General features: G+C 65.6%; 13 protein-coding genes. 10 read left to right on the top strand and 3 right to left on the bottom strand.

Going from position 1 to position 14,656, the window contains the following annotated elements; all coding sequences use genetic code 11:
- Nucleotides 1-61: 61 nt before the first annotated feature.
- Both fabG and HF886_RS03235 read right to left on the bottom strand, forming a co-directional pair.
- Complete coding sequence (fabG, locus tag HF886_RS03240) at nt 62-766, bottom strand: 3-oxoacyl-ACP reductase FabG (protein ID WP_169651605.1); 705 nt, start codon at nt 764-766, stop codon at nt 62-64.
- Nucleotides 763-1,572, bottom strand: coding sequence for a TauD/TfdA family dioxygenase (locus HF886_RS03235; RefSeq protein WP_169651532.1), 810 nt, complete (start codon nt 1,570-1,572; stop codon nt 763-765). The genes fabG and HF886_RS03235 overlap by 4 nt, the downstream gene beginning before the upstream one ends.
- Nucleotides 1,573-1,789: 217 nt before the next feature.
- Here HF886_RS03235 and HF886_RS03230 point away from each other — a divergent pair, with 217 nt between their 5' ends.
- From HF886_RS03230 to HF886_RS03185, 10 genes are all read left to right on the top strand, one after another.
- Complete coding sequence (locus tag HF886_RS03230; RefSeq protein WP_169622046.1) at nt 1,790-3,286, top strand: aldehyde dehydrogenase family protein; 1,497 nt, start codon at nt 1,790-1,792, stop codon at nt 3,284-3,286.
- The gene (locus tag HF886_RS03225) at nt 3,283-4,488 is read left to right on the top strand and encodes a CoA transferase (protein WP_169651531.1); all 1,206 of its coding nucleotides are present in this window, start codon (nt 3,283-3,285) and stop codon (nt 4,486-4,488) included. The genes HF886_RS03230 and HF886_RS03225 overlap by 4 nt, the downstream gene beginning before the upstream one ends.
- 16 nt (nt 4,489-4,504) lie before the next feature.
- A complete protein-coding gene (locus tag HF886_RS03220; RefSeq protein WP_169622048.1) occupies nt 4,505-5,698 on the top strand; it encodes an OB-fold domain-containing protein in 1,194 nt (397 codons plus the stop codon).
- Nucleotides 5,695-6,855 carry a thiolase family protein gene (locus tag HF886_RS03215; protein ID WP_169651530.1) on the top strand — a complete coding sequence of 387 codons (1,161 nt, stop codon included), beginning with the start codon at nt 5,695-5,697 and terminating at the stop codon, nt 6,853-6,855. The genes HF886_RS03220 and HF886_RS03215 overlap by 4 nt, the downstream gene beginning before the upstream one ends.
- A 279-nt stretch (nt 6,856-7,134) precedes the next feature.
- The gene (locus HF886_RS03210; protein WP_169622050.1) at nt 7,135-8,088 is read left to right on the top strand and encodes an ABC transporter permease; all 954 of its coding nucleotides are present in this window, start codon (nt 7,135-7,137) and stop codon (nt 8,086-8,088) included.
- The gene (locus HF886_RS03205) at nt 8,085-8,987 is read left to right on the top strand and encodes an ABC transporter permease (RefSeq protein ID WP_169622051.1); all 903 of its coding nucleotides are present in this window, start codon (nt 8,085-8,087) and stop codon (nt 8,985-8,987) included. The genes HF886_RS03210 and HF886_RS03205 overlap by 4 nt, the downstream gene beginning before the upstream one ends.
- Before the next feature lie 51 nt (nt 8,988-9,038).
- Complete coding sequence (locus HF886_RS03200) at nt 9,039-10,622, top strand: ABC transporter substrate-binding protein (protein WP_169651529.1); 1,584 nt, start codon at nt 9,039-9,041, stop codon at nt 10,620-10,622.
- Between the two features lie 102 nt (nt 10,623-10,724).
- Nucleotides 10,725-11,663, top strand: a complete 939-nt coding sequence (locus tag HF886_RS21355) for an ABC transporter ATP-binding protein (protein WP_296550713.1) — start codon at nt 10,725-10,727, stop codon at nt 11,661-11,663.
- Complete coding sequence (locus HF886_RS03190) at nt 11,653-12,771, top strand: ABC transporter ATP-binding protein (RefSeq protein WP_169622054.1); 1,119 nt, start codon at nt 11,653-11,655, stop codon at nt 12,769-12,771. The genes HF886_RS21355 and HF886_RS03190 overlap by 11 nt, the downstream gene beginning before the upstream one ends.
- A gap of 27 nt (nt 12,772-12,798) precedes the next feature.
- Nucleotides 12,799-14,292 carry an MFS transporter gene (locus HF886_RS03185; protein ID WP_169622055.1) on the top strand — a complete coding sequence of 498 codons (1,494 nt, stop codon included), beginning with the start codon at nt 12,799-12,801 and terminating at the stop codon, nt 14,290-14,292.
- A gap of 37 nt (nt 14,293-14,329) precedes the next feature.
- Here the strand turns inward: HF886_RS03185 and HF886_RS03180 are convergent, their stop codons facing one another.
- Nucleotides 14,330-14,617 (bottom strand): DUF3263 domain-containing protein, encoded by a 288-nt coding sequence (locus tag HF886_RS03180; protein ID WP_169622056.1) that lies wholly within the window; start codon nt 14,615-14,617, stop codon nt 14,330-14,332.
- Nucleotides 14,618-14,656: the final 39 nt, after the last annotated feature.

Genomic DNA, 14,656 nt, shown 5'->3' with positions numbered 1-14,656 from the left:
TATCGGCCGGGAGGATTCCGGCCGAGCGGAACCGGCACCTCGAGGGGCCGGAGTGGGTGTTCTAGGTGTTGCGTCCGCCGTTGACCCCGAGGATCTGCCCGGTGATGTAGCCGGCCTCTTCCGAGATCAGGAAGGAACATGCGGCGGCGATGTCCTCGGGGCGTCCTGCCCGCCGGACCGGTGTGCGCTGGATGTGGTCTTCGATGGTTCCGCCGAGCAGCCCCTTCTCCTCGGAGCGGCGCAGCATCGGAGTGTCCACGAAGCCCGGCGGTACGGCATTGACGGTGATGCCGCTGGGCCCGTATTCGAGCGCGAGGGATTTCGTGAGGCCGTTGACCGCTGCCTTGGACGAGACGTAGGCGGACATGAACTGCTGGCCCGACTGCGCGCTCGACGACGAGATGTTGACGATGCGTCCCCATCCGGCCTCGATCATGTCGGGCAACGCGGCCTGGACGCAGTGGAACACGCCTCCGAGATTCACCGCGACGACCTTCTGCCAGGTGTCGTAGTCGATGTTCTGAAAGCGCCTGTACAGCTCGAGTCCCGCGCCGTTGACGAGGATCGTGACGGGTCCGAGTTCCGCGCGGATCTCGGCGAACGCGGCCTCGACCTGCTCACGGTCGGACACGTCGACCTTGTACTCGAACTCGTCCCCGGTGGGGTTGAGATCGAGTACGGCGACCCGATGGCCGTCCTTGCGCAAGCGTTCGGCGATGGCGCGCCCGATTCCGGAACTGCCTCCGGTGACGACGGCTGTCCTCATGCCCATGCCTCGTCCCCGACGATGGTGGTGCGGCGCATCAGGCGCTCGGACGACGGATCGTAGGGAAGGGCGCGGTGCAGCATTCCGGTGTTGTCCCACACCACGAGGTCACCGACGGCCCATTCGTGCGAATAGCAGAAGCGTTCCTGCGTCGTCCACGCGAGCAGTTCGTCGAGGAGTTCGCGGCTTTCTTCGGGGCGCATCCCGACGATGTGATCGGCGGTGGCTCCGATGACCAGCGACCGCCGGCCGTCGCGTCGTTCCCACACGAGTGAGGACTCGTGGGGTTTCAGTGCGCGCCACCGGGCGACCATCTCTTCCGGCGGGTCCGGATGGACGAGCCGCTGAGCGGCTTCGAAGCTGTGCACGACGCGCAGGCACTCGTAGCGCTTCTTCTCCTGCTCGGGGAGATTCTCGTAGGCCGCGTACGTGCTGGCGAATTCGGTGCCACCGCCGACCATCGCCACGTGCCGGGCCGTGAGGGTGGTGGCTTTGGCGGGCACCTCGTTGGTGGTGTCGTCGATGTGCCAGTGGAACGTGCCCTTGAGGTACTCGGCCGACGGAGTCTTGGCCGGGTCCAGCGAGACGGTGAAGATCTCCTGTCCCGGTGCCGGTGTCACGACCTTGCCGAGCTTGCGGCTGAAGGCCAGCTGGGCGTCGTCGTCGAGGTTCAGCCCCCGGACCAGCAGGACGCCCCTCCACTTGAGTGCTTCGAGCAGCTGCGCAACGACGGTGTCGTCGTCGAGGCTGTCCAAGCCGGTCACTTCTACGCCCAACGACGGACTGAGGGCTGTAGTCTGAATCACAAGAATCTCCCTTCCGGATGCGAGAACCATACTCTCGCGCAATTGCAGGTCGCAAGACCCGGACGAACGCCGCCACGACAGCGAATCCGAGGTGGGGCTCGTGGCGCAAATCACTTTCGGTCTATCTTCGCGGCTGGCCGGTTGCTAGAGTTCTCCCTAGCAGAGGGAATAATTCTCATTGAAGAGAATGATGTTTTCATCCATGTGAGGAGACGGAATGTCAGTGCAGGACAACGGGTCGACCGCTGTGGCCGACGGCGCAACCTCGAACGGTGTGACGAAGCGCCTGCTCATCGACGGCGAGCTGGTCACCACCGATCGCACGTTCGCGTCCTACAACCCTGCGACCGGCGACATCGTCGGCCACGCTCCCGACGCCGGGGTGGAGGAAGCGGAAGCCGCGATCAAGGCGGCACGTCGTGCGTTCGACACGACCACGTGGTCGACCGACGTCGAATTCCGCGCCAAGTGCCTCGACCAGCTCTACCAAGCCCTGCGCGACAACGTCGAGGAGCTGCGCGAGCTGACCATCGCGGAGGTGGGTGCGCCGCGCATCCTGACCCACGGCAACCAGCTCGATGCCCCGATCGAGATCGTCAAGTACTACGCCGAACTCCTCCGGAACACACCGTTCACGGAAGAACTCGGTGAGGTCGAGTTCCGCGGACAGCCCCACCGTCGCTGGGTCGAGAAGGAAGCCGCCGGCGTCGTCGCGGCGATCGTCGCCTACAACTACCCGACACAGCTGGCGATGGCGAAGCTGCCGGCCGCGCTCGCCGCAGGCTGCACGGTGGTGCTCAAGGGCGCACCGGACACCCCGCTCGTCACGCAGGCACTCGCCGAGGTCATCGCCAACCACACCGACATCCCCGCGGGCGTGGTGAACATCCTGTCGTCGTCGCAGATCGCTCCCGGCGAACTGATGACCACCCACCCGGACGTCGACGTGGTCACCTTCACCGGCTCGACGCCGGTCGGCAAGAAGATCATGGCGGCGGCAGCCGACTCCCTCAAGCGGGTCTTCCTCGAACTCGGCGGCAAATCGGCACTCATCGTGCTCGACGACGCGGACGTCGCCACCGCCGCCCAGTTCGCGGCCTTCAGCATCTGCTCGCACGCGGGCCAGGGCTGTGCCCTCACCACTCGCCTGCTCGTGCCGCGGTCGAAGCACGACGAGATCGTCGCGCACGTCGCCGGTGTCATGCAGCACGTGCCGTTCGGTGATCCGTCGGACCCGAAGATCTACATGGGCCCGGTCATCAGCGAGAAGCAGCGCGAAAAGATCGACGCCATGGTCAAGCGCGCCGTCGACGAGGGCGCGACCCTCGTCACCGGCGGCGAGAAGGTGGATCCGGGCTGGTTCTACAAGCCGACCCTGCTCGCAAACGTGGACCCCGACAGCGAGATCGCGCAGGAAGAGGTCTTCGGACCGGTCCTGGCCGTCATCCCGTTCGACGACGACGACCACGCCGTCGAGATCGCCAACAACTCCAAGTACGGGCTCTCGGGTGGCGTGCTCAGCGCGGACGACGAGCGAGGCATCGCCATCGGGCGTCGCATCCGGACCGGCACCTTCAGTGTCAACGGCGGCAACTACTTCAGCCCCGACGTCCCGTTCGGCGGTTACAAGCAGTCCGGTATCGGTCGCGAGATGGGCGCCGCGGGCCTGGCCGAGTTCCAGCAGCTGAAGGCATTCTCGGTGGTGGTCAAGTGAGGCCGCTCGAAGGAGTGCGTGTCGTCGAGGTCGCGATGTACGGCTTCGTCCCCTCGGCGGGCGCGGTGCTCGCCGAATGGGGCGCCGACGTCATCAAGATCGAGCATGCGGTCACCGGCGACCCGCAGCGCGGCCTCCGTCAGACCGGCACCATGCGCGTCGAGGGCGACCCGAACCCGAACGTCGAGCACGCCAATCGAGGCAAGCGCAGTCTCGGACTGGACATCTCGATTCCCGAAGGCCGCGAAGTGCTGCTCGACCTCGTACGCGGCGCCGACGTCTTCCTCACGAGTTTCCTGCCGAGGGTACGTACCAAGCTGAGCATCGATGTCGACGACATCCGTGCGGTGAACCCGAAGATCGTCTACGCGCGCGGCAGCGCACTCGGGCCTCGCGGTATCGAATCCGACAAGGGTGGCTACGACATGACGGCCTTCTGGGCCCGCGCCGGTGTCGCCGCGACCCTCACCCCGGCCGGAACGGAAGGGATGATCGCTCCTCCCGGACCCGCGTTCGGCGACACCATCTCCGGCACCAACCTCGCCGGTGGGATCGCCGCAGCGCTGTTCAAGCGTGAACGAACGGGTGAGCCGTCCGTGGTCGACGTCTCGCTCCTGAGCAGCGGCGTGTGGGCCATGGGCCACACGATCGCGCTGTCGGCGCACCTCGGCGTGCACATGGAGGCGCCGAAGGCCGGCGGGCACGGATCACCGCGTAACCCGTTGTCCGGTGTGTACGGGACGGCCGACGGCCGGTACGTGTCGTTCGTGATGCTCCAGCCCGGTCGCTTCTGGGCCGACGTGTGCCGGCACATCGACCGGCCGGACCTGATCGACGATCCGCGCTTCGCGAATGCGGAGGCGATCGGTGAGAACACCGCCGAGGCGGTCGCGATCCTCCGTGAGGTCATCGGCAGCAAGCCGCTCAGCGACTGGACTCAGCGTTTCGGCACCCTGTCGGGGCCGTGGGCGCCGATCCAGGACTCGCTCCAGGTGGTGAGCGACCCCCAGGTCCGGGCGAACGAGTACCTCATCAAGGCAGGGGAACTCGAACTCGTATCCAATCCCGTGCAGTTCGACGTCGCCGCTCCCGAAAGTGGCCCGGCGCCCGAGTTCGCTGCCCAGACCGAGGAGATTCTCCTCGAACTCGGGCTGGACTGGGAACGCATCATCGAACTCAAGACCGCGGGCGCAGTCACCTAGTTCGCAAGGAGGGATCATGCCCTACATCGCTTCGATCGGAACGTATCTGCCCTGCTGGGGATCGTCGGACAGCAGGGTCGCCGGTGACGACGAGGATGCCGTCACCCTCGCCGTCGAGGCCGGTCGTGCCGCACTCGAAGCGGGCGGATCCGCCGAGTACGTGGTCGTCGTGAGCCGGGACCTGCCGCTGATGGAGAGCAGCAATGCGGCGGTCCTGCTCGCGGGGCTCGGACTCGACCCCGAGCTCGAGGTGACCGAGCGTCTCGGTGGCGCACCGGCCGCACTCGACGCTCTGGGATCGGCTCGCCCCCGCACGCTCGTGATCGGCGTCGATATCGAACCTGCCGGGGCCGCAGCGGTACTGACGTCCGATCGCGGTCTGCAGGTTCGCACGGCTGCACGGGTCTCGCGCAGCCTGCCGGTGCGGACACGGAGTGCGTCCGGCGACATCCACGACTACGGCGATCCGCGGCTGCTCGCGAAGCGCGGCTACCTCGCCTCGCTGTCGACGGCGTGGGTGGAGTCCCCCGCGATCGTGGCCGGGGTGACGTCGTCGGAAACCGGCCGTCTCGCGGCGACGCGGAGGCTGGACCTGCCCACCACAGGGGCGAGTTCGGGTCTGTTCGCCCTCGCGGCCATGGCCGAAGCCGGCATCACCGGGCCACTGGTCGGCGTGGAGCAGGCAAGCCTGTCGGGGCTGACGGTCGCCGACGGGGCGGTACAGGTGAACCGGCGGGAACGGCCGCCTCGGCCGAGACCGGCCTCCATCAGTACCGCCGAAGGGGAGATTCCGATCTCCCTGGCCGCGTACGAACGAGCATTCGAGGCGAAAGTCCGCTGGGAGGCAGGTCGTTTCGCGGACAGTGAGACTCTCGACTTTCCGCCCCGCTACCGCGTCGACGCCGACGGAACGCTGAACACCGGGTATCTACTCGTCGATCTTCCCCGGACCGGGACGGTGTACACCGAGGTCACCGTGCACATCCCGGTTCCGGGCCTGAGTACGCCCTATTCGCTGGTCGTCGTCGAACTCGACGACGTCGGAGTCCGCGCGCTGGTGCGGGTTACCGGAGCCGAAGCCGGCACGGCCGACATCGGTGACCGCGGCAGGCTGGTGTTGCGCCGGGTCGCTGTGCGGTCGGGCGTCCCGGATTACGGCTATGCGTTCGAGCCCGACGATGTCGGTACGGATGCGGAGGAGGCGGCATGAGAAACGTCGCAATCGTCGGCGCAGGAATGACCCCGTTCGCCGAGCACTTTGCGCTGGGTATGCGGGATCTGCTCCCGATGGCGTACTCCGAATGCGCCGCGAGCGTCGACAAGGGGATCGACAAGTCCGACCTGCAGGCCGCGTGGTTCGGCTCGATGGGCACCACGGACGGATTTCCGTCCGGCATCCTGGCGGACACGCTCGGGTTGCCGGAACTGCCGGTCACGCGCGTCGAGAATTCCTGTGCCACCGGGCACGACGCGATCCGCAACGCGATGTTCGGGATCGCCTCGGGGGCGTACGACATCGCCCTCGTCATGGGTGCCGACAAGATCCGGGAGACGGCGTCGAAGGGCATGTTGTGGGAATGGGAGGCGATGACCCGGGACATGGCGTGGGACTACCCCCTCGGTCTCGCCCAAGCGGGCTTCGCACTCCACGTCCGGCGCTACCTGTACGAGTCCCCTGCCACCCGTGAGCACATGGCGATGGTGGCGGTGAAGAACCATCGCAACGGAATGACCAATCCGAAGGCCTGCCGGCGATTCGAACTGACGGTGGAAGAAGTGCTCGCCGCGGACACCACGGTCACGCCGTTCGGGGTCTACGACTGCGCGCCTCAGAGCGACGGTGCCGCCGCGCTCATCCTCGTCGCGGACGACGTGGTCGATCGCTTCACGGACCGTCCTGTGTGGATCCGCGGTACCGGACTCGGCCTCGACTCCGTGATGCACCAGCACAAAGGGGATCTCACCACGCTGCCGGCGACTCGGCGTGCCGCGAAGCAGGCGTTCGCCGCGGCCGGGCTCGGTCCGGCGGACGTGGACGTCGCGGAGGTCCACGACTACTTCACCGGCATCGAACTCATCAGTTACGAGGATCTCGGTTTCGCGGAGAAATTCGAAGCGTTCAAGTTGCTGGAGTCCGGGGCCACCGATATCGGCGGTTCCCTTCCCGTGAACCCCAGTGGGGGTCTCAATACGAAGGGTCACCCACCCGGCGCGTCGGGGGTGGCGCAGTGTGTCGAACTCTTCGAGCAACTACGGGGACAGGCCGTCAATCAGGTCGACGGAGCACGAATCGGACTTGCGCACAATGTCGGAGGTCCGACAGCGGTTGCCGCCGTGACGATTCTGGAGGGGCCCGCAACTCGATAATCTCTGCCACCCGGACAGCCCGCGCCCACGCCACGTGGGTGTGGGCTGTTCGACGTTGCACGACTGTCTCGCTTCGACGTGTGTCGGCCGAATATGTTGCAGCACTGCAAGATTGCCGTTCTGTATTCTTTGCACACCATTCACCTTTCTAGTGAATCCGTATTGCCGTGCTCACAAACAAGACTTAATGTGTGGGTCATCACATGGAGTGCTCGGGTGGGTCTTGTTCTGTGTCGCCGCGTCCCACGGCTCCGGCAGCACGATGAAAGTTGAGTGTGGATGATTCTCACGATTTCGAAGAAAGTGGGCCGCAGCCTGCTGGTCGTCCTTCTGGTGACGATCGCGGTTGTCGCACTGCTCGGTCTTGCTCCGGGATCTGTCGCACAGGTCATCCTGGGCGAGAATGCAACACCCGAGGCTGTCGCCGCGATGGACGCCAAGCTCGGCCTCGACCAGCCGTTCTGGGCGCAGTACACGGGATGGCTCGCCGATGCGGTGCGCGGTGATCTCGGAACATCGCCGCTGACAGGGCAATCGGTCAGCGAGGCCATCGGTGAGCGACTTCCGGTGACGCTGCAACTCGCCGCTATGGGCTTGATCATCGCTCTCCTCGTCGCGCTCGTCATGGGCGTGGTTTCGGCGTCGCGCCCGGGTAGCAAGGTGGACCGCGGGATGAACGCGCTGTCGGCGGTCTTCCTGTCGGTGCCGGCCTTCATCGCCGGCCCGGTACTGATCTACTTCCTCGCGATTCAGCTCAACATCTTCCCGGTGATGGGATGGTCCCGGATCGAGGAAGGACTCGGTGAGAACCTGCGTGGCGCTCTGCTGCCGGCGCTGGCGATCGCGCTCACGGAGATCGCGGCATTCCACCGTCTGCTCCGCACCGATCTCATCGGCACGCTGCGTGAGGATTTCGTCGCCGCGGCCCGAGCCAAGGGAATGCCGTCCTGGTACGTGATGTTCCGGCACGCGCTGCGCCCCTCGTCCTTCTCGCTGATCACCGTCGCGGGCATCAACCTCGGCCGCCTCATCGGAGGCACGGTCATCGTCGAAACATTGTTCGGGCTCCCGGGTCTGGGGCAACTCGTTGCGTCGTCCATCACGTCGCGTGACGTGATCATGGTCCAGGGCATCGTGGTGTTCATCGCGGTCGTCTACGTGGGAATCAACACCCTTGTCGATCTCAGCTACCAAGTGATCGACCCGCGGGTCAGGAAGGTGGTCGGAGCATGACCCAGGTCGCGTTGGAGAAGAAGGACGACGGTCGCCCCGTCGACGAGGTAGCCACGAAACTTCCGGATGTACCCGCGGTCAAGAAGACCCGGTCGATTCTGGTGTACCTGTCGATCGCGTGGCTGGTGATCATCATCGGTGCGGCGGTCTTCGCCGGACTCCTGCCCCTCGCTCCGTACAACATCCCGATCGGTCCGCCCCGCACGCCACCCGGCTTCGGTTCGCTGGACACGCTCCTCGGAACCGACACGCTCGGACGGTCCCTGCTCTCGCGTGTCGTCTACGGCGCCCAGGTGTCGCTCGTGATCGGTGCCGTCGCCGGCACAGTCGGCTTCGTCGTCGGCTCGCTGTTCGGGATGATCGCGGGATACTTCGGCAAGCGTGTCGACGCCGTGATCTCGCTCGTCGCCGACGCCATGCTCGCGTTTCCGCCGCTCATCCTGCTTCTCGCCCTGGCGTCGATCCTGACTCCGAGCGTCCAGACGATGCTCTTCGGGCTCGGCTTGCTGGCGATTCCGTCGTTCATCCGGTTGTCCCGGGCCAACACCCTGGCGTGGTCCTCACGCGAATTCGTCAGAGCGGCAAAGAACATGGGTGCGGGGAACGGGCGCATTCTCTTTCGAGAGATCATGCCGAACGTTCTCGCCCCGCTGGCGTCGTACATGCCGATCGTGATCGCTGCCCTGATCGTCGCCGAGGGTTCTCTGAGCTTCCTCGGGCTGGGCATTCCACCACCCCAGCCCAGTTGGGGCGGCATGATCAACGACGGCAAGGACGCCATCGCGACGTCCCCGCACCTCGTCTTCGTGCCTGCCCTCGTCATCTTCTTCACGGTGTTCGCTCTCAATCAGGTAGGCGACCACCTCCGCACCAAGTACGACCGGACGCTGCACGACTGAGTTGGCCTCGAACCGGTTGTATTCGAACATTTTCCACATGAGAGGTCGAGAATGATACGACACAGACGTCTGGTGGCCGCGTTCGCGGCCGCATGCTCTGCCGCACTGGTGCTGGGGGCATGTGGGAGCGGCGATTCCGCTTCCGCTTCCAACGCCGCCCAGAGCACCGTGGACGCGGGCGACCCCGTAGCCGGTGGTACCGGTCGCATCCTGCAGATGGGTGAACCACGCTCGCTCGACCCCGCGGCGCTGTCCAACACCTGGGCCCACCAGCCCACTCTCGGCAATGCCCTCTACGGCACATTGATGGTCACGGCCAACGACACGCTCGAACTCGAGTACAAGATGGCGACCGACTTCTCGACTGCCGACGGCGGAAAGACCTTCACGCTGGCGTTGCGGCCCGACCTCGCGTTCAGCGACGGTAGCCCGCTCGACGCCGCGGCCGTGAAGTTCAATTGGGACCGGCTCAAGGACCCCGCACTGGGATCCACAACGATCCGGCAGGCTGTGCAGATCGAATCGACCGAGGTGGTCGACCCGAGGACGATGCGTGTGACGATGGTCGAGCCGAACCCCCAGTTCGGCCAGGCGCTCGTTGCCGGCGCACTCAACTGGATCGCATCCCCGGCCGCACTCGAGAAGGGTGCTGCGGCATTCGACGAGAATCCCGTCGGAGCCGGACCTTTCACGCTCGTGAGCTGGACGCGTCAGGACTCGATCGAGCTCGAGAAGAACGCCGGGTACTGGGACGCGCCGAAGCCCTATCTCGACAAGCTTGTGATTCGCACCGTGGCCGACGCCAACCAGCGTTCCAACGCGATGACCACCGGTGGGGCCGACCTCACCACGGAGACGAGCTGGACCAATATCAACAAGGCCGAGGCCGCCGGCCTGCAGTACCTGGTCGCGTCGACCGGTGGTGGCCAGTTCGCCGGTATGAATCAACGCCGCGCACCGTTCGACGACGCCCGGGCACGACGTGCCGTGTCGCTCGCTGTCGATCTCGACGCCGTGAACACCGTGGTCTACAACGGTGAGGGCGAAGTGCCGAAGACCTTGTTCCCCGAGGATTCCCCGTACTACGCCGATATCCCCTTGAGCACGACGGATGCCGCCGAGGCACAGCGTCTCTTCGATGAGCTCGCCGCGGAGGGCAAGCCGGTGTCGTTCACCTTCCTGTCCTACCCGACAAGCGAGAGTCGCGTGCTGGGTGAGGCAATCCAGGCTCAGCTCAGTGCATTCCAGAATGTGGAGATGAAGGTCGAGGTAGCCGATTTCCCCGCGGTGACAGCACGTGCGGGTGCCCGCGACTTCGACATGCTCGTCTCGTCCACGATCACCCAGGATCCGGATTACGCGCTGACCATGGCGTTCGACTCGCAGTCGAGCGGAAACTTCATGGGCGTGAACAATCCGGAACTCGACGCCGCGCTCGAGCGGGGCCGGTTCGGCCAGACCGCCGAGGAGCGCAAAGCGGCGTACGACGAGGCACAGCAGATCATCGCCGACACCGTGGTGGGTCTCTGGTACGTCCGGGCGTTGCCGTCGGTGACCTTCGGCAAGAACCTGCACGGCGCACAGATTTACACACTCGGGTCTCCTCTTCCCGAAGAGTTCTGGATCAGTAACTAGCCGACACGAGGAAAGGGCCGGCTCGCCGTGAATGCTCAGCCGCTTCTCGAAGTGAGAAATCTACGTGCCTACATCGGTACGCCGCGTGGCACCGTCCGTGCAGTGGACGACGTGTCGCTCGACCTGGATTCCGGACAGGCGCTGGGTATCGTCGGCGAGTCCGGCTCCGGCAAATCGGTGATGGCCCGCGCGATCATGGGGCTCATGCCTCCGCGTTCGGGTCGATCCGGCCACGTGACGTTCAGGGGCCGTGACCTGCTGTCCCTGACGAAGAAGGAGAAGCTGGAGATCTGGGGAAACCAGATCGCCATGGTTTTCCAGGACCCGGGGCGTTCGCTCAACCCGGTGGTCAAGGTCGAGCGTCAGCTCACCGAGGGGATGCGGCGGCATCTCGGGGTGAGCCGGTCCGAAGCGCGGACCCGAGCGTTGAAGCTTCTCGAAGAAGTAGGCGTTCCGGACCCCGAACGACGGCTGGGCAACTATCCCCACGAGATGTCCGGCGGTATGCGCCAGCGCGTGATGCTCGCGATCGCGCTGGCATGTGAACCGGATCTGCTCATCGCGGACGAGCCGACCACCGCCCTCGACGTCACCGTGCAACGGCAGATCCTGGACCTGCTCCGCCGCGTCCAACGCGACCGGGACATGTCGATGATGCTCATCAGCCACGACCTCGCCGTCGTCGCCGGTCGCACGGACCGCGTGGCGGTGATGTACGCGGGACGGCTCGCGGAGGTGGGATCCACCCGAGAGGTGTTCGATGCGCCGATGCATCGCTACACCCACGCGCTCCTGGGGGCGACACCGACGATCGATCACGAGCGGCACGCACCGCTGCGCCTGATCGAGGGGTCGCTGCCCGATCCCACCGATCCGCCTCAGGGGTGCCGATTCGCGCCGCGCTGCACCCATGTTGCGGACGAGTGCACCGTCGCGCCGATCGGTCTCGAATCGGTCGGTATCGACCATGAGGTCGCATGTCTGCGTCCCGTCGTTCCGGCGGTCGGCGCTGTATCCGGAGGTGAATCGCATGGCGGGTAGTGGTACCGCTCATCTGCGGGGCGAAGAGGCCCTGCTCAGTGTTCAGGATCTCGTGGTGGAGTACCCGACGGATGCCGGCACCGTACAGGCGGTGTCGAAGATCAGCTTCGACGTACTGGCCGGCGAGACGCTGGGAATCGTCGGCGAATCGGGATGCGGCAAGTCGACGACCGGCCGCGCCGTCCTCCGGCTCGACCGGGTGACGTCGGGGCGAATCCGCTTCGGAGAAGAGTGGATCGAGGGCGCGAGCGAAAAGCACATGCGTTCGCTCCGCCGGGATATGCAGATGATCTTCCAGGACCCGGTGTCCTCGCTCAATCCCCGCCGCGCCGTCAAGGACATCGTGGTCGAGGGGATGACCATTGCGGGCGCGTCGTCCGAGTCACGCGAGAAGGCCTCGGCGTCGGTTCTCGAGCAGGTCGGTCTCCCGGGCGACCGATTCGCGAACGTGCTCCCACGGCAGTTGTCCGGGGGACAGGCGCAGCGCGTGGCGATCGCGCGGGCGCTCGCGCTCGAGCCGAGGCTCCTCATTTGCGATGAACCTGTGTCGGCCCTGGACGTTTCGGTGCAAGCGCAGATCCTCAACCTCATCGAGGAACTGAAGACGAAGTTCGCTCTGACGGTGGTGTTCATCGCCCACGATCTCGGGGTCGTACGCACCGTCAGCGACAACGTGATGGTCATGTACCTCGGCAAGGTGTGTGAATTCGGTGATTCGATCGAGATCTACGATGATCCCGCTCATCCGTACACGCGTGCCCTACTCGATTCGGTTCCCCTGACCGATCCCGAGAAAGCGTTTGCAGGGCCGGCTCTGGCGGGCGACGTACCGTCGCCCCTTGCGCCTCCGACGGGATGCCGGTTCAGGACCCGCTGCCCGAAGGCCCAGGATCGTTGCGCCGAGGAAGAACCCGAGATGCGGGAGGTACGGCCGGGACAGTTTGCGGCGTGCCACTTCCCGTTGCCGTCGGTCACGGGACGGAAGAACCTTTTCGAGACGGTGGAGTCCGAACCTGCCGAGACGGAAGCCGTGGAGATCGAAACGGGGGACACCGAAAGGGGCGACACCGAAACGGGCGACACCGAACTGGTGAACGCCGATGGGTGACGGTGGTTCCCGGAGCACCGGGCGCCTGTGAATGCCGTAGTGCCGGCCGTCCGGACCGGTCCGACCATCTGGGTGCTGGTCTTTGCCGGAATCGTCACCACGCTGATGTCCACGTTGGTGATTCCGCTCCTCGTCGACTTGCCGGAACTACTCGGAACAAGTCCCGCGAATGCGTCCTGGGTCGTCACGGTGACCTTGTTGTCCGGAGCGGTCGCCACCCCCGTGACCGGCCGGCTGGGCGACATGTACGGCGCACGACGGATCCTGCTGCTGTGCACGGTGCCGCTGATCCTCGGGTCGTTCCTGTGTGCGATGTCGTCGAGCCTGGCACCCATGCTCGTCGGACGCGCACTGCAGGGCGCAGGATTCGGCATCGTTCCGCTCGGTATCAGCGCACTGCGCTCGCTGGTCCCTCCCGAGCGCCTGGGATCGGCGATCGCACTGATGAGTTCGTCGCTGGGCATCGGCGGAGCACTCGGACTTCCGGTCGCCGCAATCGTCGCGCAGACCACGAGCTGGCGAATGTTGTTCTGGGGAGTCGGAATCCTCAGCGTGGTGATGGCGATCCTCATCGCATGGGTCGTACGGGACACACCGGCGAACGAGCACAGGGGCAAGTTCGACGGATTCGGCGCGTTCGGTCTGTCGGTGGCACTGGTATGCCTGTTGCTCGCGGTGTCCAAAGGCGGTGACTGGGGATGGACCGCGGGACTGACCTTGACGCTGCTCGCGGTGTCCATCGTGGTGCTTCTCGGCTGGGGACGTTGGGAGCTTCGAGCCGACAGTCCTCTGGTGGACCTCCGGGTGGCGATGGGCAACCGGGTGCTCGTGACCAATATCGTCACCATCCTGATCGGCTTCTCGATGTACTTCCAGGCCTTGCTCGTCCCTCAGATCCGGGTGCTGCCCGAGTCCACGGGATACGGCCTGGGGCAATCGATGATCGTCATGGGACTCTGGTGTGCGCCCGCCGGCCTGCTGATGATGGTGATCTCACCACTGGGCGCACGCCTCACGACCGCGCGTGGTCCCCGGACGACGCTCTGCACCGGTTGCCTGATGATGGCCGCGGCATACGGTTCGTCGCTGTTCATGATGGGATCGACCTGGGGACTGCTGGTGATCACCTGTTGCATCGCTGCGGGAATCGGGCTGGCCTACGGTGCAATTCCGACTCTGCTCATGGGAGCGGTGCCGCTGACGGAGGTCTCGTCCGCGAACAGCGTCAACACGTTGCTGCGTTCGCTGGGCAGTACGGTGTCCGCAGCGGTCGCGGGAGTCGTCCTGGCACAGATGAGCATCATGTTCGCGGGCAACACGATTCCCACAGAGAACGGATTTCTCGTGGGCATGCTGATCGGTGGCGCCGCGGCACTTGTCGCGGCGCTCGCCACCGTGGCGATCCGCGGAGCGCAACCCGGCGGTACGGAGACCCCGGTTCCCGGCATCGCGGCACAGTCGCCGGCTGATGCCTCGTCGCGCTCCGCGGTCACCGGCCCGGGGGCAGCGTCCGCACGGTGAGTGCGTCGAGCAGAGAATGTGTCAGGCAGAGAACGTGTCAGGCAGAGAGCTTACTGAGGGGATGCTCCGACGACACGCGACGCGGTCGCGCCCGGTCGCCGGACCGGATATCGATCGTGCTGAGGCGGTCGTCGCAGATCCGGACGAGGTCCGTGAGGACCTGCGGGTCGAGCCGGTTCCAGCGGTGTTTGGTCAGGAGCCTGCGTAGCCGATGGAAATAGTCCTCGGGGGATATCCCGAAGGTGACGAAGATGTCTTCGTCGGGCCCGCCGTTCCAGTGGCGCCACTTTACGGCGAAGGCGAGTAGTGCAGCTTCATCGGTCATCGCGCCGTCTCCTTCTATTGTAGGGGTGTGGATGCACTG

The organism is Rhodococcus sp. 105337, from assembly GCF_012844225.1.
GTDB lineage: Bacteria > Actinomycetota > Actinomycetes > Mycobacteriales > Mycobacteriaceae > Rhodococcus.
This window is presented reverse-complemented; position numbering and strand designations above follow the sequence as displayed.

Coding starts and splice junctions, on each gene's coding strand:
- HF886_RS03200 (WP_169651529.1), top strand. CDS start 9,039: ATGATACGACACAGACGTCTGGTGGCCGCGTTCGCGGCCGCATGCTCT.
- HF886_RS03220 (WP_169622048.1), top strand. CDS start 4,505: ATGCCCTACATCGCTTCGATCGGAACGTATCTGCCCTGCTGGGGATCG.
- HF886_RS03230 (WP_169622046.1), top strand. CDS start 1,790: ATGTCAGTGCAGGACAACGGGTCGACCGCTGTGGCCGACGGCGCAACC.
- fabG (WP_169651605.1), bottom strand. CDS start 766: ATGAGGACAGCCGTCGTCACCGGAGGCAGTTCCGGAATCGGGCGCGCC.
- HF886_RS03190 (WP_169622054.1), top strand. CDS start 11,653: ATGGCGGGTAGTGGTACCGCTCATCTGCGGGGCGAAGAGGCCCTGCTC.
- HF886_RS03210 (WP_169622050.1), top strand. CDS start 7,135: ATGATTCTCACGATTTCGAAGAAAGTGGGCCGCAGCCTGCTGGTCGTC.
- HF886_RS03180 (WP_169622056.1), bottom strand. CDS start 14,617: ATGACCGATGAAGCTGCACTACTCGCCTTCGCCGTAAAGTGGCGCCAC.
- HF886_RS03215 (WP_169651530.1), top strand. CDS start 5,695: ATGAGAAACGTCGCAATCGTCGGCGCAGGAATGACCCCGTTCGCCGAG.
- HF886_RS03205 (WP_169622051.1), top strand. CDS start 8,085: ATGACCCAGGTCGCGTTGGAGAAGAAGGACGACGGTCGCCCCGTCGAC.